Here is a 24,543-nt window from a genome sequence, read left to right on the forward strand (position 1 = left end):
AGCCTGCGATGACTGTTCAAAAAATTACTCTGCAATTAGTTGCAATGATGACTCTTTAATAAAACGATGATTATCGTTTTAAATTTGACTTATCCGTTACATAAAATTAACGACAGGTTGTATAAAAAGCGTTTTCCCTCTTTTCTCTGTCAGTATTTTCTTTTGCGAGTAAAGCGTACTGAGTAGTTCATTCACTTTACTCCGGTTCCTGAACCGGTTCGGACCATATTGCAGGATGGTTGTCTTCCTGATATATGGCACGAAACACTTATAGCAATAATCTTTTATCCACGCGTAAAGTTCATCCGCTTCGGAACTGACCAGCAGCAGGGGCTCTGGCTTAGAAAAAATCCTTACATACTCATCCACATACCAGGCGCTTATCGCTACGGCTGATTCCACCGCATTAAGGGATATGTCGCCTTCATCACCGTTGAAATAATGCAGCAGTGCAGCAATCCTTGCCATGTTCTCTGCTATCTTGGACGCATAATCCTTAAAATCAGACAGGAAACCAATCAGGCCCATTTCCGACTCGACTTTGTTATAAAATTCGATCCAGCGTTTTTCTGCTTCAGGAGAGAAGTGCAGGCATTGACGCTCATTTTCATCGTTTTTAGCTATGCTCTCATTAACGATATCTATCAGTCGCTGATGAAATATCGGCAGATGCTCACTTGAGACAACCGGGCTGGTAATTTGTCTGTAGCCTTGTGTTGAGCCAGGCTGGCACACCAGACACCGTGCGAAGTAACCTATCGCTTTTGCCATATCGCCTTTCCGCTCGATATAGCCCTTAAAAGCATCAGGCTGAACCATCAGCGACTGCGTCATTCTGGCGTCTCTAATTAATTTCTCAGGCTCTTTTTTCCTTTCCACGGAAAACATTCCGCCATCCCACATTTTATTGATGAAAGGCAGTTCATTCAGCGCGTAGCCATTAAAGATAATACCAGCTTCATCAGACATAAGACCAATAGATCTCCAACGTCCGCAGAGATAGTCTTTTATTGCCGCAGGTGTGGCATCATTGAAAATCTGCTTGAACCTGACCGGCATTTTCGGGGTCTCCGCAAGGAGTGCTTTCAGTCGTTCATCTGTTGTAGAATGATCTTTGTTGCGGAGAATTTCTGATTTAATTTTTGAAATCAGTGCTTTCTTTGCAATATTAAAAGCCGTATCCTCACTCCGCCAGATAATCAGGTCTTGGGTATATTTTTCAAACCATTCCTCTTCCAGTTGATATAGTGGTTTCATCAGTAGTTTGTCCACAGTACTTTTTCGCTCACCAGACTCCGCCAGCGTTAATAAAAAAAGCGATACCGGTCCGCGCAAATTACTTTGTCGGCACACATCAATCCGGTTCTGGCAGGCAAGAGAAATAACCCCCAGTATCGCTGTGACAATCAAAGCCTGGGGAGCCTGCGTATGCTGCTCCACTTCATAAACCGCGTTTTTGATGATCGGCGGAAACACATGCACGGGAAAAGGACGACCACACAGCATAGACACCTCTTGTTCGGTTAATGTTGAAAACGATCTCCCTCATCTTGCCATTCCGCTATTAATAGCGGAAATAGCAGGATGAACATGGGTATTTCAGGAAAAAAATAAATGCAAAAAAAGCCTGATGCTAACGCTCATTGATCCAACAAAGCAGATCACTTAAGAGCCATCCACAGGATTTAGCGCCAAGCGATTTGCGCAACGGAAACTTACCTACCTGCTCCAGTTTCCACGCGGTAGAGCGGGAAATGGACGTAATACGTTGTCGCTCCCGTTCACGCACGAGACGATCACCTTTCTCACCGTAATTACGCAGGACTTGCAAACGTTGTTCTGGGGTTGGGGAAATAAATGTTGTACTCATACTGCCTCCTTTGTTTCGACAAGTGCAGCATGAATCAGTGCGAGTGTGGAGAAAAGCTGAGGAGCTCTTGCTAAAGGCTTAATAAGCCTTTAGCAAGAGCTATTTATCACTTTATTTTCATAATGTTAGCAGCAATTTCGGGGGTAAAGACGATACACCATTCTCTTGGTGATGACTTGACAAAATCGTTCAATATTCGAGCTACATTAGATGGTGTTTTAGGAATATTTTTACTTTTGCAATGAAGCGTGATTAAGCAAGCGGCTATCCTGGAATGCTGGGGCTGTATTTTGTAAGGCTTATCTCTTTTCTCAAATGTTTCTTCAAGAACTTTTTTTATGGTTGTTTGCCCAACATTGATTCCATTACTTGAAAGAGCTGTACTAACATTTGAGTAAGTCACATGACCATTAACACTGAAAATCTTATTTATAAGAAGAACCATTGCGATTCGGTTATAAGGTGGGTCATACCTTTCCATTTCACTATTTTCATTGTAAGAAAAACATTCTTTTATTATTTTAAAATCAGAACTAGAAATATATAACTGTTCAAATGAAATATAAATATCGGTGTTAAACAGAAGATAATCCCTTTTATCTCTACCAAAAACATCAACTTCACCGGGGATTGAAACCCATTCATCATTAGCATTTTTAAGGTTGTAATTATCCCTTACCAAATGGGTGATACCAGTCGGTTGTAACCGCCAATAACCACTAGCATATCCATTGTAAACGTATTTGAAACTGCTACTCCCGCTAAAATCTATATATTCTTTAATCTCAGACTCTTTTTTACAGGGTATAAATTTTCTTATTTTGTCCTGAGGACTCCTCTCATCTTGATAAAAATCCCTACCAAAAGCAATCTCACTTGTATCATAGCGATTCTCTTCTTTATTAGGATAACGGTTAATCCTGCAATACACAGAACGAAGATAAACATATATGTTTATTTTACCACTCAACCATACATCTATTATCTCTTCGATTTTTACATGGGATTTCTTAGAGAAATCATCAACGCGATAGAAATCATCAGAAATATCAAGCCGTTCAGCATCGCTGGAATAAAGCAAAGAATTAATAGCATCAAGGAAATCAGAATTTTCTTTCATTTATCACCGCCAACATATTGTCATTACCAAAAATTCTATCAGGACAAGCCGTTATGTTTAAATTTATTTCAAAAAAATCAAAAAGAATCTTCCATCACTTTACGTCAACAAGAATACAGCGTGACACATCAATCTATGCCAATAAGATGACCTAATCAATATAGGCTACTTAAAGCTGTATCTGGCTTTGCGGGCTGTTCCTATTCAAACTTAAATCAGGATTGAAAGAATGGGGCTTTCAGCATGACAAAAAACAGCACATAACCAGATTACTAAAGCACAACTCTACCTGCCGTTACCAGATCAACCGCTATTGAAACGGGTGTTTCTGTGCAACAAATTGAGCAGCAACTCAAAAAAATCAGACACAGGCGAAAGCCGTCGGCCTCGCCCGTTGTTAATCTGACATTATGTCGCTCACCAGTTGCATCATGGGGCTGTAGTTTCCTGATACGCCCGCCTGAATTGCCTTGAAGTAAAACGCCTTATGCTTATTCCACAGGCTGTAATCCAGCAATCCCTTCCCTGCCAGCACCGGGCAGTGCGCGACAGCAAAGAGGATAAGGCTCGCCTGTTGCTGCTCATTCAGCAGATAGGCAGAGCGGGCAACGAACGGTTATCGTCGCGTGACAGCGCATCCCAATCGAGCCCTGAGGAAACAAAACTGGCAGGCCCAAACTCGTTGGATGCTACAAAGCAAACATCGCAAAATGAGATGGTGGGAATTTTGTGAAAAACCACGGAGATAACCTATACATTGTAATTTGTGTACCCGAGAGTGTACCCGAGAACAAGAAAAGGAGATTTCAGAGAGGGATGATATCGTAACTTACTGATTTTATGGTGCCGATAATAGGAGTCGAACCTACGACCTTCGCATTACGAATGCGCTGCTCTACCAACTGAGCTATATCGGCCCTGAGAGCGTCCCGCGAATGCGTGACGTGAACTACGGGGTGACAAACTAGTCAAATCATTACGGCAAGTCAATACTTACACGTATCGTCTGATGGTTTTCTAAGCGTCTTGCCCGACAGACACGCTCTCGCGGCTGTCGGGCATGGAAGGAAATCACGCACGAACCAGATCGTCGCCGTAACCAATCCATTTGTAGGTGGTGAGCGCTTCCAGCCCCATGGGGCCACGGGCGTGCAGTTTCTGGGTGCTGACCGCCACTTCTGCGCCAAGGCCAAACTGGCCGCCGTCGGTAAAGCGGGTGGTGGCGTTGACGTACACCGCCGAGGAATCCACTTCGCGCACGAACTGTTCAGCACGGCTTAATGAACGGGTCAGGATGGCGTCGGAGTGTTGGGTGCCATGCTCACGGATGTGGTCGATGGCATCATCGATATCGGTCACCAGCTTGACGTTCAGATCCAGCGAAAGCCACTCATCGTCATAGTTCGCGGCCTCTACCGCCGTGACGTTAGCCGGGCCACCGCTTAGCAACGGCAGCGACGCCGGGCAGGCATGCAGGCTGACGCCTGCCTGCTTCATGCGCTCGCTCAGCGCAGGCAGGAACGTCGCCGCGATACCCTGATGCACCAGCAGGGTTTCCACCGTGTTACAGGTGCTGGGGCGTTGGGTTTTCGCGTTAACGATCACCTTCAGCGCCGGTTCAAACTCCATCGACTCATCAACGTAAATATGGCACACCCCGATACCGCCGGTGATCACCGGAATGGTGGACTGCTCGCGGCACAGTTTGTGCAATCCGGCACCACCGCGCGGGATCAGCATATCCACGTAGCGATCGAGCTTCAGCAGTTGGTTGACCAGTTCACGATCCGGGCTTTCAATCGCCTGAATCGCGGCGGCAGGTAAACCGCACTCGGTGAGCGCCTGCTGGATAACCTTTACCGTGGCGGCGTTGGTGCGATAGGTCTCTTTACCGCCACGCAATATCACCGCGTTGCCGGTTTTCAGGCACAGGCTGGCGACATCCACCGTGACGTTCGGACGGGCTTCATAAATCACCCCGACGACACCGAGCGGCACCCGGCGGCGTTCCAGTTTCAGGCCATTGTCCAGAATACGGCCGTCGATGATTTCACCGACCGGGTCATTCAGGCGGCACACCTGGCGCACATCGTCGGCAATCGCTTTCAGGCGCGCCGGGGTCAGTTGCAAGCGATCCAGCAATGCTTCGCTCATGCCGTTTTCTCTGGCCTGCGCCAGGTCCTGCTCGTTGGCAGTCAGAATGGCGTCATGCTGGGCTTCCAGCAGATCCGCTATCGTCATCAACGCCTTGTTTTTCTGGCTGGTGCTCAGCGCCGCCAGCTGATAAGAGGCTTTTTTAGCCGCTTTACCCATTTGCTCAAGCATCGCCTGCTCCTCAAATAATGATCATGTCGTCGCGGTGGACAGCAACCGGGCCGTATTCGTAGCCCAGGATGTCAGCAATCTCCTGGGAGTGATGCCCGGCTATCATGCGCAGCGCGTCACTGTTGTAACGGGTAACAGCATGGGACAGGTCACGGCCGTTCAGGCTGCGAATGCGAATGACCTCGCCACGGGAGAAATTGCCCGCCACTTCGCGAATACCTTTGGGCAACAGGGAACTGCCGCGCTCCAGCATGGCGGCCAGCGCACCATCATCCACGGTGATTTCACCGGCAGGCGGTGCGCCGAAGATCCAGCGTTTGCGGCTTTCCAGCGGGGTTTCCATGGCGTGGAAACGGGTGCCGACCGAAACATCGTTAATCACATCACCGATAACGCCAGCACGATTGCCTGCGGCAATCACCACCTCGATACCGGAACGGCACGCCACGTCGGCGGCCTGCAATTTGGTGGACATACCGCCCGTCCCCAGGCCGGAAACGCTGCCACCGGCAATCTGGCGCAGTTCGTCGGTCACACCCTGCACTTCACGGATAAGCTCGGCGTCCGGGTTAGTGCGCGGGTCGGCGGTAAACAGCCCGGTCTGGTCAGTCAGCAGCAGCAGCTTATCGGCATCCGCCAGCATGGCGGCCAACGCCGACAGATTGTCGTTATCGCCGACTTTGATTTCCGCTGTCGCCACCGCATCGTTCTCATTAATCACCGGCACGATACGGTTATCCAGCAGCGCACGCATGGTATCGCGGGCATTAAGGAAGCGTTCCCGGTCTTCCAGATCGGCACGGGTCAGCAGCATCTGCCCCACATGGATGCCATAAATGGAAAACAGTTGTTCCCACAGTTGAATCAACCGGCTTTGCCCTACGGCTGCCAGCAACTGCTTGGTGGCGATGGTCGGTGGCAGTTCCGGGTATCCCAGATGCTCGCGGCCGGCGGCAATCGCCCCGGAAGTCACAATCACAATGCGATGCCCTGCGGCATGCTGCTGGGCGCACTGGCGCACCAGTTCGACGATATGGGCGCGGTTGAGGCGGCGTGAACCGCCAGTCAGCACGCTGGTACCCAGTTTTACAACCAAAGTCTGGCTGCCACTCATAATTTTTCTGCCGTTGCGTTGAACAATAAACAATAAAAGGATGAAAAAAACGTTGTAACAGGAGAAACGCGCTATGCCAACCAGCACAACGCGAAAACCCGTGACTCCGGCATGATGCCGGAGAGCATCATGGTCGTGCGGAGAGGGAAAAAGGTGGGTCGAGTTGTTCTACCAGCGCCTGCAGGCGGGTGTGGAAATCTTCACGGGTAGCCAGCACTTTCTCATGTACCTCAGTATCTTTGATGGTTTCTTCGCGCCAGTTGCCCGCCTTATCAAACAAACCGATACGGTAGGTATAAAACAGGGTTTGCTCCTGCCATTCCAGATTAAGCCACCACCCCCAAAACTCTCGCTTTTCCGGCGCAGGTTTTACATTGACACAAACCGCCAGGCAATCAAAGAAAAAATGCTTTTCTTCGCACTGATCTTCACGCAAATACGGCCCCAATGAGGCAAATTTCTTGATGAGCCTGCTTTTCACTACCATGACACCCTCCTTTAAATCAGAAGACTTCCAAGCATTCACAGCGACGGAGTCAATCAACCTGCCAAAACTGCTGACACGGGTTCAAGTTTTTTTGCGTCCGTCGTTTCAGGGCGCGAGCCGTGTCACACCAACACCCACTATACGGGTAGATGCAGACTATATTGATAAGAAAAATTAATCAATTGCAGTTGTTTTTTATTCATCGCCGCCCCCCGTCGCCCTTTACACCCAGCCACGGGGTGACAGCACTACGGATGCGAGAGCTTAGCGCAACTGGTGCTGTAGCCAGTCGGTCATCTGTTGCAGCGCCAGATGGAACGTCTGGTATACCGGTGAGAGATTCAGTGCCAGCAATTTCCCCTGTTGCGATGAATTGACTATCAGCATCGACTCTTCCGGCGGGCTAATCAGGTCATCTTTCCAGTAGCCAGAAAGCATCGGCGTCAGGCAGCGTCGTCCCAGCAACCCCTGCATTTTGAGGGAGTAACGCCCCATCTCCACCAGCAACGCCGCATCGGAGGAATAGGTCATGCCAAGGCGGCTGGCTAGCACATCCATAAACATGTCAGGCACCTGGCGCTGACGCTGAGCATCCGACAGCAGGTGATGCACAATCGGCCCCAGACAGGCGACCGCCCGTAGCCGGTTGGCTTCCAGATACGCCAGTCGCACCGCGATATTGGCCCCAAAGCGAAAACCAAAGGCACCGACGCGGGTGTGATCAATCCACGGCACATCCGGTAACGCCCGCAGCACCTGTTGATGGAGAAAACTGGAATCTTGATCCAGTTTCCAGCGTGAAGAGAACCCGACCGACGGCATATCCATCGTCAGCATCGCGAACCCCGCCGGAGCGAGATAATCCTGAAACAGGCGATGATAATCACATTGCAGCATGTCCAGACTGCCGCAGATCAGTACGGTTGGAAACGGTGCCTTCCCCTGCGCGGGCAGGTGCAAAAAGGCGGTCAACTGCCCACCGCCTTCTACCGGAAAGGTCAGGGTTTTCAGTTCGTAGGAGAGATGAATCGCGGCCTCTTCATAAGCCCGATTCGCCAGCGTCTGCGCCTGCTCGGCCAGTTCATCCCCTTTAAGATGGGGATAGGCGGCGATACTGTACAGGTTGGCGGCGTTCAGCCAGCATTGCCCAGCCTGTTCGCTCTGCGAATGCTGGCTGGCCTGTTGTTGCCAGCGCATCCCCTGTGATACCCACTCGTAGATCCAGTTACCGCCACGATAGCCAATCACCGTATCCAGTCGCTGCTCATCGCTGCGTTTCGCCTGGCTGGCGGCAATGCGTGACAGCACCTCTTCAATTTCCCACGGGTGCACGCCACGCCAGATCCACAATAACCGGTTAAGCATCCGATACCAGTTACTGGTGGTTTCACCTTCCAGCGCTGACTGCATCTCGGCCGAGCCGGGCGTATTGCGGGAGCGCTGAATAAGCGTGGAGGTTTCCTGATGTCTTACCGATGGTTTAAATAGCGTTTCGGACAGGTTGGCCTGAACCACAGTTGCCTCCATGGACGAATCAACGACAGAACGATGCGGGTATGTAGGAAAAGTGTACCGAACAAACGTGCACCGGGCTATAGCGGTACCTCGCTATTCAGCCGACAAGAATTATCTTGCCAACAAAATCTATCAACCGGCAAAAACAATCAACCAGCAAAAACCATCAACCTACAAAAACAAACACGCCCGGCATAACCGGGCGCGTCGACGATAACAGCGGTATGGAATTAACGGCCAACCAAAGGCGGTACAAATACCACGCCCATGTCCCACGGCTGTTCAATCCAGGTATCCTGAGGGATATCAACTTCATAGTCGTCTACCAGCGGTTTACCAGCCGGTTTGGCGAAAATAGTGATGAAGTGAGCTTTCGGGTACATGTCGCGGATCGCCTTGGCAGTACCGCCAGTGTCCACCAAATCATCGATTACGATGTAACCTTCACCGTCACCTTCAGCGCGTTTAAGCACTTTCAGCTCACGCTGGTTGTCATGATCGTAGCTGGAGATACACACGGTATCGACATTGCGAATACCCAGTTCGCGGGCCAATAACGCCCCTGGAACTAAACCACCACGGCTCACGGCAATAATGCCTTTCCACTGTTCGGCCGGCAGCAGACGCTGAGCCAGTTTACGGGCATGAATTTGCAACATATCCCAGGTGACGATGTACTTTTCACTCATAAAACATATCCCAGCCAACGATGAGGTCGGCTTAATCAGAGTCAGAAGGGGAAAATAAGGTTGCGCGAGATTATAGATAGCTGACCAGACAAAAACCAGTATTTATGTACACGCCGGTAATTGGTAACTCACCGTAATTAATTAACCGTTCGTAATGTGAAAAAGTTATTAGACGTAATGTTACGGATGCGTTACAAACAAGGAGAACAGAAAATAGCCAGGAGAATAGCCATGACGATGTTTGACAGTTTCCTCCTTGCACAACTGGATGTGTTCGCCCCTTTCTTTGTTATCACCATACTGACGGTGATTTGCTTCGAACTGAGCATCAGCTTGCGCCTGTTGCGCCAACGCCAACCAGCTTTGACGCCGATTGTACTACATCGGCATGATGCTACGTCCGATTCACCACGCCACACCGACTAATCACGCAGACCGGGAAGAGCGCCAACGCTTTTCCCGGGACTTTCTTACCGGGACTTTCTTACCGGGATTGTATTCTCTGAATTCGCGCCCACGTATTGCGCCTTCTTCCGCTTTCCTCCCCGTCAGCCATGCATAATCCTTATACCGTGGACATTCTCTCCCGCCGTGGGAAAGTGGTATTCTGTACTGACGTGCCTGCGTCTTCAGGCGATCAATAACCATGTTGCTCTGGCATCACACGCCGTTTGTCGCGTGATGCCTAACTGGAGAGGTTCAATAGTGTCTGCTTTGTCTCAACTCTCCCCACAGCCGCTGTGGGATATTTTTGCCAAAATCTGCTCTATTCCACATCCGTCTTACCATGAAGAAGCACTGGCTGCGTATATTCTGTCATGGGCAAAGGAGCGCGGCCTTCACACGGAACGCGATCTGGTTGGCAATATTCTGCTGCGTAAACCGGCGACTCCCGGCATGGAAAATCGTAAACCGGTAGTGATCCAGGCTCATCTGGACATGGTGCCGCAGAAAAACAACGACACGGTACACGACTTCACCACCGACCCCATCCAGCCTTATGTCGATGGTGAGTGGATCAAAGCGCGCGGTACGACGCTTGGCGCAGACAACGGTATCGGCATGGCTTCGGCGCTGGCGGTGTTGTCTGACGACAGCGTAGAGCATGGGCCGCTGGAAGTGCTGCTGACCATGACGGAAGAAGCCGGTATGGACGGTGCGTTCGGCCTGCAACCCAACTGGCTTCAGGGCGATATTCTGATCAATACCGATTCGGAAGAAGAAGGCGAAGTTTACATGGGGTGTGCGGGTGGTATCGATTTTATGACCCGTCTGCCATTACAGCGCGAAGCCGTTCCAGCCGGTTACCAGACGCTGAAACTGGTCATCAAAGGGCTGAAAGGCGGTCACTCCGGTTGCGACATTCACCTGGGGCTTGGCAACGTTAATAAACTGCTGGCGCGTTTTCTGGCGCACTACGCCACCGAGCTGGATCTGCGGGTGATCGACCTGCACGGCGGTACTCTGCGCAACGCGATCCCGCGTGAAGGTGCGGTGACCCTGGCGGTATCCGCTCATCACGTCGATGCCCTGAAAGAGGCCGCGCAAGCCTATCTGGCCGTCCTCAAACACGAGCTCGCCGCCGTAGAAAAAAATATCACCTTGTTGCTGGATACCGCAGACAGCACCACGGCTGCGCTGACTACCGCCAGCCGGGATCGTTTCATCGCGCTGTTGAACAGCACACCCAATGGCGTTATCCGTATGAGTGACGACATCAAAGGCGTGGTGGAAACGTCGCTGAACGTAGGCGTCGTCAGCATGACCGAGACGCAGGCAGACATTCACTGTCTGATTCGCTCGCTGGTCGATAGCGGTAAAGACTACGTGGTCAGCATGCTGACTTCGCTGGGCGAACTGGCGGGTGCTGATACCGAGGCCAAAGGCGGCTACCCTGGCTGGCAGCCAGATGCGCAGTCACCTGTGATGCATCTGGTTCGCGAAACGTACCAGAAGCTGTTCGGTAAAACCCCCAACATCATGGTGATCCATGCCGGTCTGGAGTGTGGTTTGTTCAAGAAACCGTATCCGGATATGGATATGGTTTCCATTGGGCCAACCATCACCGGCCCACATTCACCGGATGAGCGGGTTCATATCGCCAGCGTCGGTCAATACTGGACGCTGCTGACAGCATTGCTGAAAGCCATTCCGGAACGCGCCTAATCTGCGCCGGTGATGCCTGCTAATGCGGGCATCACCGCCAGAGACCGAAACATGCTCGTTTACTGCCAAACATCAATCCCACGGTAAGACCAGTTGCCGCTCAAGTTGTGGGTCCATCAACGACACATGCAACCCCACCAGCCGCACTCCCCGTGCATCACGCCGTTGGTCCCAACTTTCGCGCGCCAGCCTCAGTAAATCCGGCTTATTGAGTACCGGCCAGACATGCTCCTGCGTGGTCTGACGAAAATCATCAAATTTCAGTTTGACCCCCTGGCGGGCGATATGCAGATCCGGGCGAACACGTCGCAGACGTAGCTCCAGCTCGTCGTACAATCGTTCAATCAGCGCTTCGCAGGCAGTCCAGTCGTGAATATCCCGTGCCAGGGTCTTTTCAACGCCAACGGATTTTCGCAGGCGATCCGGCGAGACCTGGCGCTCATCAATACCGTGGCAGCGCTCCCATAGCACCCGACCGAATTTACCGAATTCCCGCAACAGTTCGCTCAGAGGGTAACGACGGACATCCGCACAGGTATGCAAACCGCACTCAGCCAGCCGTCGGGCGGTCACGCTGCCGACACCGGGAATTTTCTCCAGCGGCAACGCCAGCAGAAACGCCTCCATCTGCGTGGGGGCAATGACACACTGCCCATTGGGTTTGTTCTGTTCAGAGGCAACCTTGGCGAGAAATTTGATGGGTGCGACACCTGCCGATGCAGTCAGATGCAGTTCATTAAAAATCGTCTGGCGAATTTCCTGAGCCATCAGGGTGGCGGAGCCCCCGCAGTGCGGGCTATCCGTCACATCAAGATAGGCTTCATCCAGCGACAACGGTTCAATCAGCGAGGTATAGCGGGAAAATATCGCGCGAATCTGCAGAGAGGTGGCTTTGTAAACCTCCATACGGCCGGGCAACAAGGTCAGATGCGGGCACAGTCTCAACGCGGTAGCCGTCGCCATCGCACTGCGCACGCCATAACGGCGCGCTGGGTAGTTGGCGGTGCAAATCACACCGCGACGATCGGCACTGCCGCCAATTGCCAGCGGAATATCACGCAGGCGCGGGTTATCCCGCATCTCTATTGCGGCGTAAAAGCAATCCATATCGACATGAATGATTTTTCGCATCGCCCCTCCGATTGACTGTATAAATATACAGACAGTCGGGGGGGGCAGGCAATCTCTTCGTTTGACGTGATGCCACCCTGTCAATACGGCAGCGCGATTAGCCTGACGCCATCAGCCGGAATAGTCCGATTTTTTATTCTTTTTTCCTTCCTGAATAAAACAGATACGGTGATAATGTGGTGGCGCGACTTGACATCATGCTATCCCTCGCTATGGGGCATAGCCTAATGGCAGGACCAAGCCTGACAGATAAGGGAATACGGGGCATCACCGCCACACACCGTATCAGACAGAATCACAGTGCCAATAATCAGGATTAACAATGCACAAAGTCGCGTTTTCGCTTGCGATGTTGTTTCTTTTACCTTCCGTCGCCATCAGCAATAGCTATGCGAATCAAGTCGCTCCGGCGGCGACAGAAACCAAACAGCAGGTCGCCGGGTCACCGGTTTATATTCAGATCTTCAAGGAAGAACGGGTGCTGGAGCTTTATGCCATGATTGGCGGCGAATACAAACTGGTACAGAGTTACCCGATTTGTAAATACTCCGGCGGTCTGGGTCCTAAAATGACCGAAGGCGATTTCAAAAGCCCGGAAGGGTTTTATCAGGTTGATTTAAAACAGCTTAAACCGGACAGCCACTATTATCGCGCCATTAATGTCGGCTTTCCGAACGAGTACGACCGCGCGCACGGTTATTCCGGTCGTTACCTGATGATTCACGGTGAGTGTGTGTCTATCGGCTGCTACGCCATGACCAACAAATACATCGAAGAGATTTACACTTACGTGGAGAAAGCACTGCGCAACGGGCAGCAGAAAGTCGAGTTGGCGATTTATCCGTTCCGCATGACCGAGCAGAACATGAAGCGCCACAGCCGCTCCAACTACTACAAATTCTGGAGTCAGTTGCAGCCGGGCTACGCTTACTTCAATCGCATGCACCAGCCGCCAGCGGTATCGGTGCTCAACGGGCAGTACGTGGTTAACCAGTCCGCGCCCGTTGGTCAGCCAGAATCACATTACGCGCTCGCCAAAACAAAATAACACGAACTCGCCTGGCAGAATCCGATGCCAGGTTTCGTTGCCGGTCAGCGGTTGCGTCGCCAGCACAGTGACCACATCGTTAGGTGTGGTCTGCTGCTGAAAATCTATCTCGACATCGTCATCCAGTAGGGTCGCTTTGCCAAACGGTGCCCGCCGGGTGATCCAATGCAAGTGCGTCGAGCAAAATCCCATCACGAACTGCCCGTCTGACAGCAACATGTTAAACACGCCTTTTTTGCGTAGCTGCTCCGCCAGTGTGGCGATATAGCGAAACACAGCAGGCCAGTTAGACGGCGTACGCGGGTAGCGTTGCGACAGTTGGTACAACAGCCAGCAAAACGCGTACTCGCTATCGGTTTCCCCAACCGGACGAAAATGGCCGGTCTTCAAACGCCGATACCCCTTAAGCTGACCATTATGGGCGAACGTCCAGTTCCGGCCCCACAACTCGCGGGTAAACGGGTGGGTATTTTCCAGCGCGACCGCGCCACGGTTGGCCTGACGGATGTGAGAAACCACCGCGCAGGATTTAATGGGATAGTTCTGCACCAGTTCGGCAATCGGCGAGGTGAAGCTGGGTAGTGGATCTTTAAAGGTACGGCAGCCGTTTCCTTCGTAGAACGTAATCCCCCAGCCATCACGGTGCGGACCGGTACGGCCGCCCCGCTGCATCAGGCCGGTAAAACTGAAACAGATATCCGTTGGGACGTTGGCACTCATCCCAAGCAGTTCACACATGTCTGGTTCCTTTTACTACTGCTGCTACTTGCTGCTACTGCTGCGCGTACGACGACGGCGCCTCATGGCAGGCAATCAGTTGCCAGCCATTTCCTTTTCAATCAACTGGATCAGAATGTGGATAGCCTTGATGTGCACTTCCTGAATCCGGTCAGCGTAACCGAAATGCGGTACGCGAATTTCCACATCGGCGGTACCGGCCATTTTGCCACCGTCCTTGCCGGTCAGTGTAATCACCTTCATACGCTTGGCACGGGCCGCGCTGATAGCTTTGATGATGTTGCCGGAATTACCGGAAGTGGAAATCCCCAGCAGGACATCCCCTTCACGTCCCAGCGATTCGACATAACGGGAGAACACGAAATCGTAGCCAAAATCGTTACTGACACAGGACAGATGGCTGGGGTCAGAAATGGCGATAGCCGGGTAACCAGGGCGGTTTTCACGGTAGCGGCCGGTAAGTTCTTCAGCGAAATGCATAGCGTCACAATGAGAACCGCCGTTACCGCAGGAGAGCACCTTTCCGCCTGCCTTGAAGGCATCCGCCAGCAAAACCGCCGCATCCTGAATCGCCTGAATGTTGGCATCATCACTTAAAAACGTATTCAGTGTGGATGCCGCTTCTTTCAGCTCATTACGGATTAAGTCCTGGTACATGGAATCCTCTCATTCAATGACATCATGATATGTAGGCGGAGCCTCTGGTGAGGCATGGTGTGAAACATTGGGCCATGATGACCCCTGTTGTCAGGCGATGCCAGCCATTCCACGCCATAAAGAGACGCAACCTGTGTTGCCGTGCAGTGTAGCGGATCGCCCAAACGACGAGAAGCAGACAATTGCCAAACGCCAACATCGCGCACCAGAGGTTCCATCCGGCAGCGAGTTTGTGAGTCAAGTTGTAATTGCGTTGTAAATGAATTGATAAAAACGGCACACTGAACTAAAACTACACTATACCAACAGGTCAGACCACAAGCGTAAACGGATTAAACGGATTAAACGGATTAAACGGACTGGAGAATAAATCATGGTTGCAGTCAGTGTCCTGATCGTCTTGCTGCTTATCGGTGCTCTACTCTACCACCGGGTTTCACTGTGGCTGAGCAGTGCAGTGCTTGTACTCTGGGTTGTCGTCATGGCGTCGTTGCATGTGTGGTCAGCCTGGTTGCTGCTCCCGCTTGCTCTTGTACTCGTGCCGTTGCTGGCAACGCCATGGCGGCGGCGGTGGTTAGCCGCACCGGCGCTGGCGGCGTTCCGCCGCGTTATGCCGCCGATGTCGAAAACGGAAAAAGAGGCGATTGACGCCGGTACCACCTGGTGGGAAGGCGAATTGTTTCGCGGCACGCCAGACTGGCGCACCCTGCATGCCTACCCCCGGCCAGTGCTCACGCCAGAAGAACAGGCGTTTCTGGACGGGCCGGTGGAAGAAGCCTGCCGCATGGCAAACGACTTTGAAATCACCCATGAGCGCGCCGATTTACCGCCAGAATTGTGGGCGTTCCTGAAACAACATCGTTTCTTCGCACTGATCATCAAAAAAGAGTATGGCGGGCTGGAATTTTCCGCTTACGCGCAGGCAATGGTGCTGCAAAAACTGGCGAGCGTATCCGGCATTCTGGCGATTACCGTCGGCGTTCCCAACTCGCTCGGCCCCGGAGAATTGCTGCAACACTACGGCACCGACGAGCAGAAAAACCACTACCTTCCACGACTGGCGCGTGGCGATGAAATCCCTTGTTTCGCACTGACCAGCCCGGAAGCCGGGTCCGATGCCGGTGCCATCCCTGATCTGGGCGTGGTGTGCTACGGCCACTGGCAGGGGCAACAGGTGCTGGGGATGCGGCTGACCTGGAACAAACGTTATATCACGCTGGCACCGGTCGCTACCGTGCTGGGGCTGGCGTTCCGGCTGTACGACCCGGATCACCTGCTGGGCTCCCTGGACGATGTCGGCATTACCTGCGCGCTGATCCCCACACAGACCGACGGCGTTAAAATCGGCCGTCGTCACTTCCCCATTAACATCCCGTTCCAGAATGGGCCGACACAGGGCGAAAACATTTTTGTTCCGCTGGATTACATCATTGGCGGGCCGGACATGGCAGGCCAGGGCTGGCGGATGCTGATGGAGTGCCTGTCCGTTGGCCGAGGCATCACCCTGCCATCCAACTCGACCGGCAGCATGAAAAGCGTGGCGCTGGCGACCGGTGCTTACGCCCGTATCCGCCGCCAGTTCAAATTGCCGATCGGCAAAATGGAAGGGATTGAAGAACCGCTGGCCCGCATAGCGGGTAATGCCTACGTGATGGATGCCGCCGCGACCCTCATTACCAGCGGCATCATGCAAGGCGCGCGGCCATCGGTGCTGTCAGCAATCGTCAAGTACCACTGTACCCATCGCGGCCAGCGCGGCATCATCGATGCGATGGACATCACCGGCGGTAAGGGCATTTGCCTGGGGCCGTCTAATTTTGTCGCCCGTCACTATCAGGGGGCGCCGATCGCCATTACCGTCGAAGGTGCCAATATTCTCACCCGCAGCATGATCATCTTTGGGCAGGGCGCGATCCGCTGCCATCCTTACATCCTCAAAGAGATGAACGCCGCGCAGAACAATGACCTGAAAGCCTTTGATCAGGCGCTGTTCGGCCATCTGGGCCACATCGCCAGCAACGCCATGCGTAGCCTGTGGCTGGGCCTGACCAACGGGCGCACCAGTCGCGCCCCGGTTAGCGACGTCACCCGTCGCTATTACCAGCGCCTGAACCGACTGAGCGCGAATCTGGCACTACTGGCCGATGTGTCGATGGGAGTTCTGGGGGGCAGTCTGAAACGACGCGAACGCCTTTCTGCCCGGCTGGGCGATGTGTTAAGCCAGCTCTATCTGGCGTCTGCCACGCTCAAGCGTTATGACGAGGAAGGTCGCCAACAAGCTGACTTACCGCTGGTGCATTGGGGCGTGCAGGATTGTCTGCATCAGGCTGAACACGCCATCGTCGACCTGCTGCGCAATTTCCCCAGCCGACTGGTGGCACGGTTACTGCGTGTGATGATTTTCCCGCTAGGAGCGGTCAGTAAGGCCCCGAGCGACCAGTTAGACCATCAACTGGCGCGACTGTTGCAGGTGCCGTCAGCGACCCGCAGCCGGTTAGGCCGTGGCCTATATCTGCACACCGGAGCCCATCACCCGGCAGCACAACTGGAACACGCACTGCGCGATATTCTGGCGGCCGAGCCGATTCATCAACGGCTCTCGCAGTCCGCACCGTCGCCCCTGCCGTTTATGCAATTGGATAAACTGGCGGAACACGGGCTGGCGGAAGGGGTGATTACGCCGGAAGAAGCCAACATTTTGATGCAGGCGGAAGCCAGTCGGCTGCGTTCTATCAACGTCGATGACTTTGCCCCGGACGCGCTAAGCGCGCACAAGGTGGAGAGCAGGCAACGATTACCGGTTGATGCTGATACCGTCGCCTGACAGGTCTGGCGCCTTTTCTGACTGAAATATTCTGACTGGAATATCGCGAAAAGGCGCTGGATTGATGTGCGCTACTCAGGCACCACTCTGACGCACGCGCGCCAGCAAGGCTTCAGGGCCATCGATATGCGCGGCGGCCAACACCAGCGTCTTGCCAAGCTGAATCGCATGGCGCTGGCAGGCCTGACGGGCGGCCTCATCGGCAATGGTATCGAGGTCAGCAACATGCGCCAGCCCGATGGTACGGCGAATCAACTCGGTGCCGCAGTAACCGACCGTGTCCTGCCACACCTGCCGCAAAAACTGTTCAACGTAGCCATCCACCGCCAGCGCCGGGTCACGGCTCTTTTCATGAGCCAACGCCGTAAAACGCGTAACGAAGGTCTGCCATACCGTCACGATATCCGCCAGACGGCGTTCCCGTGCATCGACAGCTTCGCGTGGCGGTAACAACCCTGGCAGCCCACAGTAATTCAGCAGCAGGTTACCCAGCACCGTACCAACATCAAACCCTATCGGGCCGTAAAAGCCGAATTCCGCGTCGATCACCTTCAGGCGGTTTTCCGCCACGAAAATAGAGCCGCTGTGAATATCGCCGTGCAACAAGGCTTCCGCCTTGCTGAGGAAAGCATGCTTAAGCGCCGCGACGGCGCACAGCAGCGGGCGATCATCCCGTAATGCCAGCACATCGGCCAGCAACGCCGGGTCAAACTGATTACGCTCATGTTCCCTGTACGGGTCGGTGAAGAACAGATCTTCGGTTATCTGGCACAACTCCGGGTTGGTGAAGCGACTAACCGCCGCCTTTTTCTCGTGGGGAGACTGGTAGAAATCGCTATGGTGGAACAACGCCTGTGCCAGATATTCACCCAGTTGTGCCGCCGCCTGCGGATAATCCTGCCCTTTCACCAGTTCACGCCGCCAGATCTCGTGATCAGACAAGTCTTCTTGCACCATCACCGCCAGTACCGGGTCATGATGCAACACCGCTACCGTGTGCTGCGGACAATGCTGCGCGTGTGCCAGCAGCGTTTCCGCTTCAATACGGGCGCGATCCAGCGTTAACGGCCAGGACTCACCGACACAGCGAACGTAGGGCAACGCCTGCTTGACGATCACCCGGCTGACGCCTTGTGTATCACGGATCTTGAACACCAGATTCAGGTTACCGTCGCCTATCTCATCGGCTGTTATCAACGACTGCGGATCCGCAACCCCGCCATACTGACGGGCGTACTGCACGGCATCGTCCGCGTTAAAAGTACGGTAAAGTGACATGGCCAACCTCGTTTATCTACCTAGTGTGATGAATGTGTTTGCTATTTCTTGTTGTGTTATCAGCGCCATATCTTTTGAAGTATGGCGGGTATAGACATAAAAGCGTTTGGACGTCTATACTTCTGTAAAGCATATTGGCAGAATAAGAATTCTGATGCAATAACGCAACACGGATTTAACCACCCATGCAGACTGTTAACACCACCAGCCTCAACCTCGTTGATAATCAGTTGTGGATCCTTGACCAGCAGGCACTGCCGCAGGAAAAAATCTGGTGCCCCTGCCCGGATGTCGACGCACTGGTCGAGCACATTCGCGCTCTGCGGGTACGTGGCGCACCGTTAATCGGGCTGTCCGCCAGCCTGTTGCTGGCGTTACTGGCAGAGCAAGGTTTGTCGCGGCTGCAATTGGCACAGGCGCTGGAAACGTTACGCGCATCCCGCCCGACCGCCGTTAACCTGATGAACAATCTGGACCGTATGAAGCAGGCACTGGCGAGTGACGATTTCGTCAACGCCATGGCGCAGGAAGCGTTGCGACTGATAGAAGAAGATAAAGCGCTGTGCGAACGCATCGCGGATAACGGAGCCGGGCTGGTAAAACCGGGCAGCCGTCTGCTGACCCACTGCAATACCGGCGGGCTGGCGACGGCGGGCGTGGGGACGGCGATCGGCGTCATCCTGCGCGCTCACCAGCAAGGCAAGGTGGAGAACGTCTGGGTGGATGAAACCCGTCCACTGTTGCAGGGCGGGCGTTTGACCGCCTGGGAACTGGGTGAGCTGGGTATCCCCTATCACCTGATTTGCGACTCGATGGCTGCGTCGCTGATGGCACAAGGCCAGGTCGATGCTATCTGGGTCGGTGCGGATCGCATCGCCGCTAACGGCGATGTCGCCAATAAAATCGGCACCTACAGCCTGGCGGTGCTGGCACACTATCACGGTATTCCGTTTTACGTCGCCGCCCCACACACCACCCACGACCCTCACTGCCCGGATGGCAGCGCGATTCCCATCGAGCAGCGTGCCTCCAGCGAAGTCACCGGGGTAGCCGGTAGCTTCGGCCAGTGCCAGTGGGCACCGCACAACGCCCCGGTGTACAACCCGGCGTTCGATGTCACCCCGGCTGCGCTTATTAGCGGTTGGGTACTGGATAGTGGTGTGGTCACCCCTGAGCAGGTTAACGCCGGTATTTTTCAGCAACCGCTGGCGGGATAAAGCGAGACAGGACGCGGGTAATAAAAGCAGCACCGAGAACAGGCCGTGCGCGGGTATATTCCGCCACGGCCTGTAACAGCATTACGCCAGTTTCGGGTAGGCGTCGGCGATGGCATCGCCAGTGAACTGCGCAATCCAGCCATCCGGGTTATTGAACAGGCGAATGGCGGTGAAATGCGGCTCAGAGCCCATATCAAACCAATGCGGCACCCCGGCAGGCACCGACAGTAAATCGTTCTTTTCGCACAGTATCTGGAAAATCTGGCCGTTTACGTGCAGGCAGAACAACCCGGCGCCTTCCACAAAGAAACGCACTTCATCTTCACCGTGGGTATGCTCCGACAGGAATTTGCTGCGCATCGCCTCTTTCTGTGGGTTGTCAGCGCGGATGCTGACCACATCCCAGCTCTGGTAGCCCTTCTCCGCTACCAGTTTATCAATCTCATGCTGATACGCCGCCAGCACGTCTTCAGAGGAAGGGGTGGCCCCTAAATCCCTGTCCGCCTGCCAGCGTTCAAACCGCACATTAATAGCGCTCAGTTGCTGGGCGATAGCCTCGGCGTCGCGACTTTGCCAGACGGGCTGATGGGCATCCGTATCACTGAAGATAGTTAAGGCACTCATGACGGTTCTCCTGTTGGGTTGCTCTGACAGGCATCCAGGTCTACCTGATCAAAACGGTTTACCTGCCGATGCTGACTTTCAACATCGGCGTCATTGCGGATCAACTGGCAGGTGTGCCAGCCCGCTTGTGCAGCCGCATCCAGTTCCTGACGAATATCGGACAGAAACAGCACCTTGTCCGCAGTCAGGCCGATTGCAGCGGCAATAGTCTGGTAGGACGCGACCTCTCTCTTGGCACCGACGCCGGTATCGAAATAGCCGGAAAACAGTGTGGTCAAATCCCCCGCGTCACTGTGACCAAACAGCAGACGCTGCGCTTCCACCGACCCGGATGAATAGACGTACAGCGCGATGCCCTGCTCACGCCAGGCCTGTAATTGCGGGGCGACATCCTCATAAACATGGCCGCGAAAATCACCGTTGTGGTAACCACTGCGCCAGATAATGCCCTGCAACAGCTTCAGCGCCGGTGATTTGCGGTCTTCATCCATAAACTGGTTGAATGCGGCCAGCAGTTGCGCGGGCGAGGCTTCCGGTTGCCCCAGTTCCTGACGCGCCAATGTCAGCGCGGCAGCGATCTCCGGGTCATGCCCGGCCTGTGCCACCGCGTCGGCCAGACGCGCGCGGGCATACGGGAACAACACGTTGTGCACAAAGCGAATATCGCTGGTCGTGCCTTCAATATCCGTGACAATCGCCTTGATCACTTGGCCTCCAGTAAACGTCGTTGTAATTCACACTGGAACAGGAACTCTAACCCTTCCAGATGACGGCGAGCGTCTTTCACATCCTGTCCCCAGCAGTACAGACCGTGCCCACGCACCAGAAAACCGTAATGCAATGACGAGTTCGCATGGTGGGCGGCGACCTGCTCCGCCAGCGCCGGAATATCCTGAGAGTTATCGAAAATTGGAATGGCGACCGCATCCAGATGAGTACGCTGGCCGCTCAGCGACTTCTGCATTTCGTACCCCTGCAACACCAGCGCTTCGCTTTTCTCCACCCGCGACAACACCGTCGCGTTGACCGAATGGGTATGCAGCACTGCTCCTACCGTCGGAAACAGGCGATAAAGCAACGTATGCAACCCGGTTTCCGCCGACGGTGTGCGACCGCTCGGGACATGGTTGGTGGCGATATCGACCAACAGGAAGTCTTCCGTGCTCAGGCTGCCTTTGTCTTTACCGGATTCGGTAATCAGGCATTGCCGTTCATCCAGACGCACGGACATATTGCCGCCCGTCGCCGGGCACCAGCCTTTCTCGCCGATCCAGTGGCAGGCCGCCACCAGTGCGGCCAGTTGTGGAATCTCACTCATAACTCATCCTGTACAGGTGAAGGCGCCACCCGGTGATTTCCAGGGATAAAACCGGGTAATGAGCCTGCTTATTATATTTCGTTCTAGCTTATCAAATTACGGAATTTAGCCGTTTAAACGTCCAAGCGTCTTGATTGCCAAATACTAGCATCCTGTATATAGTGGCAGCAATAACAGCCTTGCAGGAGTCCTTTTTCAGCCATGAGCGCCGCACTGATCCCAGACAGTAAACTCCCCTCTCTCGGTACTACCATTTTTACCCAGATGAGCGCCCTGGCGCAGCAACATCAGGCGATTAACCTGTCGCAAGGCTTCCCGGATTTTGACGGCCCCGACTACCTGAAACAGCGTCTGGCTTATCATGTCAGTCAGGGGGCAAACCAATACGCGCCGATGACCGGCGTGGCACCGTTGCGTCAGGCGATTGCGGAAAAAACTGCCGCGCTCTACGGCTGGCAGCCGGACGCCGACAGTGAAGTGACCGTCACCGCTGGTGCCACAGAAGCGTTGTTTGCCGCCATCAGCGCGCTGGTGCGCCCGGGCGATGAAGTTATCTGCTTTGATCCCAGCTATGACAGCTACGCACCAGCGGTGCAGTTGGCGGGCGGGACGCTGAAGCGCATTGCGTTGCAACCACCGGCGTTTCGCGTCGACTGGGCAGCGTTTGGCGACCTATTGAACGACCGCACCCGGTTGGTGATCGTCAACACGCCGCATAATCCGTCTGCCACTGTCTGGCAGCAGGAGGACTTCCGCCAGCTCTGGCAGGCCATCGCCAGTCGCGCTATTTACGTGCTGAGCGATGAAGTGTATGAGCATATCTGCTTTGCCGCTGACGGCCACGCTAGTGTGCTGGCGCATCCGGAGCTGCGGCAGCGGGCTATCGCGGTGTCCTCGTTTGGTAAAACCTACCACATGACCGGCTGGAAGGTCGGTTATTGCGTTGCCCCGGCACCGATCAGCGCCGAATTGCGTAAAGTGCATCAGTACCTGACGTTTTCCGTCAACACGCCCGCGCAACTGGCGTTGGCCGATATGCTGCAACACCAACCGCAACACTGGCGCGAACTGCCCGATTTTTACCGTGCCAAACGCGACCGGTTTGTTAACGCGCTGGCAGCCAGTCGGCTGGAGATTCTGCCTTGTGAAGGCACCTATTTCCTGCTGGCGGACTACCGTGCCATTTCCAGTCAGGATGACGTCAGTTTCTGTCGCTGGCTCACCGAGCATGTCGGCGTGGCGGCGATCCCGCTGTCCGTTTTCTGTGCCGCCCCCTTCCCTCACACGCTGATTCGGTTATGCTTTGCCAAACAGGAATCAACCCTGGATGCTGCTGCGGAGCGTTTATGTCAACTTTAAAGATAACCCTGCTACAACAACCGCTGGTCTGGATGGATGGCCCCGCTAACCTCAGCCATTTTGACAGCCTGTTAGGCGACATTACCGACCGTGACCTGATTGTACTGCCGGAAATGTTCACCACCGGCTTTGCGATGGAAGCCGCTAAAAGCAGCCTGGAACAAGCGGTGGTGGAAGACTGGCTGAAACAGTGGGCACAGCGCAGCAATGCACTGGTCGGCGGCAGCGTGGCGGTGCAGACCGGCAAGGGCGCGGTTAACCGTTTTCTGTTGGCTGACCCGCAGGGCCGGCTATACCAGTACGATAAACGTCATCTGTTCCGCATGGCGGGCGAGCATGAATATTACCAGTCGGGTCAGACGCGAGAAGTTGTGGAATGGCGCGGCTGGCGCATTCTGCCGCTGATCTGTTATGACCTGCGCTTTCCGGTGTGGTCCCGCAATCGTCAGGATTACGACCTGGCGCTGTACGTCGCCAACTGGCCTGCCCCGCGCGCACTGCACTGGAAAGCCCTGCTGGCGGCACGGGCGATTGAGAATCAGGCATATGTCGCAGGCTGCAACCGTGTCGGCACCGACGGCAACGGCCACAGTTATCAGGGCGATAGCCTGATTATCGACGCACAAGGCGCGATTCTGGCCTCAGCGCCTGAACACCAACCCGCGCGTCTTGACGCCGAGCTGTCGCTGGAAGCGTTGCAAAGCTACCGTGAAGCCTTCCCTGCCTGGCTTGATGCCGATAAATTCAGTTTGTAATATCAAGAGCGCTCAGGCGCTCTTGAGGCTGTTGACAAACAGCCGGGTTGTCTTGTGAATGGTGAAGTCTGCCTATTCAGTGAATGGTTTCGTGCGGGATAAACGGTGTAATTTCTTTGCCGCTTCATTGCACGCACGACAAGGAGAGGTGCAAGCGCCACCTCTCCTTGACCACTGGCTGATGGCTAAACTGCGGCGCTACGCGCTACCTTCGGCGTTCGACTTCGCGGTTCGGGCCGCCCGTGACGTGTTCCCAACACGGCACGGGCTTTCGCGACGTCCTGTCGCTCACCCGGCGAAGCCGCCCA

At 54.2% G+C, this 24,543-nt stretch carries 22 protein-coding genes, 1 tRNA gene and 1 pseudogene; 7 read left to right on the forward strand and 17 right to left on the reverse strand.

Annotated elements, in window-relative coordinates; all coding sequences use genetic code 11:
* Positions 1-96: 96 nt before the first annotated feature.
* The 10 genes and pseudogenes from FAZ14_RS04965 to gpt all read right to left on the reverse strand — a co-directional run bounded on the left by FAZ14_RS04965 (position 97) and on the right by gpt (position 9,120).
* A complete protein-coding gene (locus tag FAZ14_RS04965; protein ID WP_153508131.1) occupies positions 97-1,506 on the reverse strand; it encodes a YfjI family protein in 1,410 nt (469 codons plus the stop codon).
* Between the two features lie 127 nt (positions 1,507-1,633).
* Positions 1,634-1,870: a helix-turn-helix transcriptional regulator gene (locus tag FAZ14_RS04970; protein WP_012768679.1), complete on the reverse strand. Its 237-nt coding sequence runs from the start codon at positions 1,868-1,870 to the stop codon at positions 1,634-1,636.
* A gap of 106 nt (positions 1,871-1,976) precedes the next feature.
* A complete protein-coding gene (locus FAZ14_RS04975; RefSeq protein ID WP_153508132.1) occupies positions 1,977-2,990 on the reverse strand; it encodes a hypothetical protein in 1,014 nt (337 codons plus the stop codon).
* 397 nt (positions 2,991-3,387) lie between these two features.
* Positions 3,388-3,525 (reverse strand): annotated as a pseudogene (locus FAZ14_RS20420) (cell filamentation protein Fic); the annotation flags it as partial.
* A 306-nt stretch (positions 3,526-3,831) separates the two neighbouring features.
* A tRNA-Thr gene (locus FAZ14_RS04990) sits at positions 3,832-3,907 on the reverse strand.
* A 154-nt stretch (positions 3,908-4,061) separates the two neighbouring features.
* Complete coding sequence (gene proA, locus FAZ14_RS04995) at positions 4,062-5,315, reverse strand: glutamate-5-semialdehyde dehydrogenase (protein ID WP_016941715.1); 1,254 nt, start codon at positions 5,313-5,315, stop codon at positions 4,062-4,064.
* A gap of 10 nt (positions 5,316-5,325) precedes the next feature.
* Positions 5,326-6,429 carry a glutamate 5-kinase gene (gene proB, locus FAZ14_RS05000; protein ID WP_029456379.1) on the reverse strand — a complete coding sequence of 368 codons (1,104 nt, stop codon included), beginning with the start codon at positions 6,427-6,429 and terminating at the stop codon, positions 5,326-5,328.
* 127 nt (positions 6,430-6,556) lie between these two features.
* On the reverse strand, positions 6,557-6,916 hold the full coding sequence (crl, locus tag FAZ14_RS05005) for a sigma factor-binding protein Crl (protein WP_029456378.1): 360 nt from the start codon (positions 6,914-6,916) through the stop codon (positions 6,557-6,559).
* A 264-nt stretch (positions 6,917-7,180) separates the two neighbouring features.
* Positions 7,181-8,431 carry an esterase FrsA gene (gene frsA, locus FAZ14_RS05010; RefSeq protein ID WP_016941712.1) on the reverse strand — a complete coding sequence of 417 codons (1,251 nt, stop codon included), beginning with the start codon at positions 8,429-8,431 and terminating at the stop codon, positions 7,181-7,183.
* A gap of 230 nt (positions 8,432-8,661) precedes the next feature.
* On the reverse strand, positions 8,662-9,120 hold the full coding sequence (gene gpt / locus FAZ14_RS05015) for a xanthine phosphoribosyltransferase (RefSeq protein WP_013319164.1): 459 nt from the start codon (positions 9,118-9,120) through the stop codon (positions 8,662-8,664).
* 231 nt (positions 9,121-9,351) lie between these two features.
* Here gpt and FAZ14_RS05020 point away from each other — a divergent pair, with 231 nt between their 5' ends.
* Complete coding sequence (locus FAZ14_RS05020) at positions 9,352-9,546, forward strand: hypothetical protein (protein WP_016941711.1); 195 nt, start codon at positions 9,352-9,354, stop codon at positions 9,544-9,546.
* A 279-nt stretch (positions 9,547-9,825) separates the two neighbouring features.
* The gene (gene pepD / locus FAZ14_RS05025; RefSeq protein ID WP_016941710.1) at positions 9,826-11,286 is read left to right on the forward strand and encodes a beta-Ala-His dipeptidase; all 1,461 of its coding nucleotides are present in this window, start codon (positions 9,826-9,828) and stop codon (positions 11,284-11,286) included.
* Between the two features lie 72 nt (positions 11,287-11,358).
* Here pepD and dinB read toward each other — a convergent pair whose 3' ends face one another.
* Positions 11,359-12,417 (reverse strand): DNA polymerase IV, encoded by a 1,059-nt coding sequence (dinB, locus tag FAZ14_RS05030; RefSeq protein WP_016941709.1) that lies wholly within the window; start codon positions 12,415-12,417, stop codon positions 11,359-11,361.
* Between the two features lie 322 nt (positions 12,418-12,739).
* Between dinB and dpaA the strand changes: the two genes are divergently transcribed.
* Entirely contained in the window at positions 12,740-13,465 is a 726-nt protein-coding gene (dpaA, locus tag FAZ14_RS05035; RefSeq protein WP_016941708.1) for a peptidoglycan meso-diaminopimelic acid protein amidase, read from the forward strand.
* Here dpaA and FAZ14_RS05040 read toward each other — a convergent pair.
* Together FAZ14_RS05040 and lpcA are read right to left on the reverse strand one after the other, a co-directional pair.
* On the reverse strand, positions 13,436-14,203 hold the full coding sequence (locus FAZ14_RS05040; protein WP_016941707.1) for a class II glutamine amidotransferase: 768 nt from the start codon (positions 14,201-14,203) through the stop codon (positions 13,436-13,438). The genes dpaA and FAZ14_RS05040 overlap by 30 nt on opposite strands.
* A 75-nt stretch (positions 14,204-14,278) precedes the next feature.
* Positions 14,279-14,860, reverse strand: coding sequence for a D-sedoheptulose 7-phosphate isomerase (gene lpcA / locus FAZ14_RS05045; protein ID WP_012885889.1), 582 nt, complete (start codon positions 14,858-14,860; stop codon positions 14,279-14,281).
* Positions 14,861-15,233: 373 nt separating this feature from the next.
* On the opposite strand from lpcA, the gene fadE reads away from it, so the two are divergent.
* Positions 15,234-17,684 (forward strand): acyl-CoA dehydrogenase FadE, encoded by a 2,451-nt coding sequence (fadE, locus tag FAZ14_RS05050; RefSeq protein ID WP_153508133.1) that lies wholly within the window; start codon positions 15,234-15,236, stop codon positions 17,682-17,684.
* 75 nt (positions 17,685-17,759) lie between these two features.
* On the opposite strand, the gene mtnK is transcribed toward fadE, so the two are convergent.
* Positions 17,760-18,962 carry an S-methyl-5-thioribose kinase gene (gene mtnK, locus FAZ14_RS05055; RefSeq protein WP_153508134.1) on the reverse strand — a complete coding sequence of 401 codons (1,203 nt, stop codon included), beginning with the start codon at positions 18,960-18,962 and terminating at the stop codon, positions 17,760-17,762.
* 185 nt (positions 18,963-19,147) lie between these two features.
* On the opposite strand from mtnK, the gene mtnA reads away from it, so the two are divergent.
* The gene (mtnA, locus tag FAZ14_RS05060; protein ID WP_153508135.1) at positions 19,148-20,179 is read left to right on the forward strand and encodes an S-methyl-5-thioribose-1-phosphate isomerase; all 1,032 of its coding nucleotides are present in this window, start codon (positions 19,148-19,150) and stop codon (positions 20,177-20,179) included.
* Between the two features lie 81 nt (positions 20,180-20,260).
* On the opposite strand, the gene FAZ14_RS05065 is transcribed toward mtnA, so the two are convergent.
* Genes FAZ14_RS05065 through FAZ14_RS05075 form a run of 3 tightly spaced genes read right to left on the reverse strand, consistent with a single transcriptional unit; the run spans position 20,261 to position 22,121 of the window.
* Positions 20,261-20,803: a 1,2-dihydroxy-3-keto-5-methylthiopentene dioxygenase gene (locus FAZ14_RS05065; protein WP_153508136.1), complete on the reverse strand. Its 543-nt coding sequence runs from the start codon at positions 20,801-20,803 to the stop codon at positions 20,261-20,263.
* Positions 20,800-21,510 carry an acireductone synthase gene (gene mtnC / locus FAZ14_RS05070; RefSeq protein ID WP_153508137.1) on the reverse strand — a complete coding sequence of 237 codons (711 nt, stop codon included), beginning with the start codon at positions 21,508-21,510 and terminating at the stop codon, positions 20,800-20,802. Before mtnC ends, FAZ14_RS05065 begins: the two co-directional genes overlap by 4 nt.
* Entirely contained in the window at positions 21,507-22,121 is a 615-nt protein-coding gene (locus tag FAZ14_RS05075; protein ID WP_016941701.1) for a methylthioribulose 1-phosphate dehydratase, read from the reverse strand. The genes mtnC and FAZ14_RS05075 overlap by 4 nt, the downstream gene beginning before the upstream one ends.
* A gap of 201 nt (positions 22,122-22,322) precedes the next feature.
* Here FAZ14_RS05075 and FAZ14_RS05080 point away from each other — a divergent pair, with 201 nt between their 5' ends.
* Positions 22,323-23,480, forward strand: a complete 1,158-nt coding sequence (locus tag FAZ14_RS05080) for a pyridoxal phosphate-dependent aminotransferase (RefSeq protein ID WP_038905401.1) — start codon at positions 22,323-22,325, stop codon at positions 23,478-23,480.
* On the forward strand, positions 23,468-24,235 hold the full coding sequence (locus tag FAZ14_RS05085) for an amidohydrolase (protein WP_153508138.1): 768 nt from the start codon (positions 23,468-23,470) through the stop codon (positions 24,233-24,235). Before FAZ14_RS05080 ends, FAZ14_RS05085 begins: the two co-directional genes overlap by 13 nt.
* The last annotated feature ends 308 nt before the right edge of the window (positions 24,236-24,543 follow it).

The sequence above is a fragment of the Dickeya oryzae genome, from assembly GCF_009372235.1.
Lineage (GTDB): Bacteria > Pseudomonadota > Gammaproteobacteria > Enterobacterales > Enterobacteriaceae > Dickeya > Dickeya oryzae.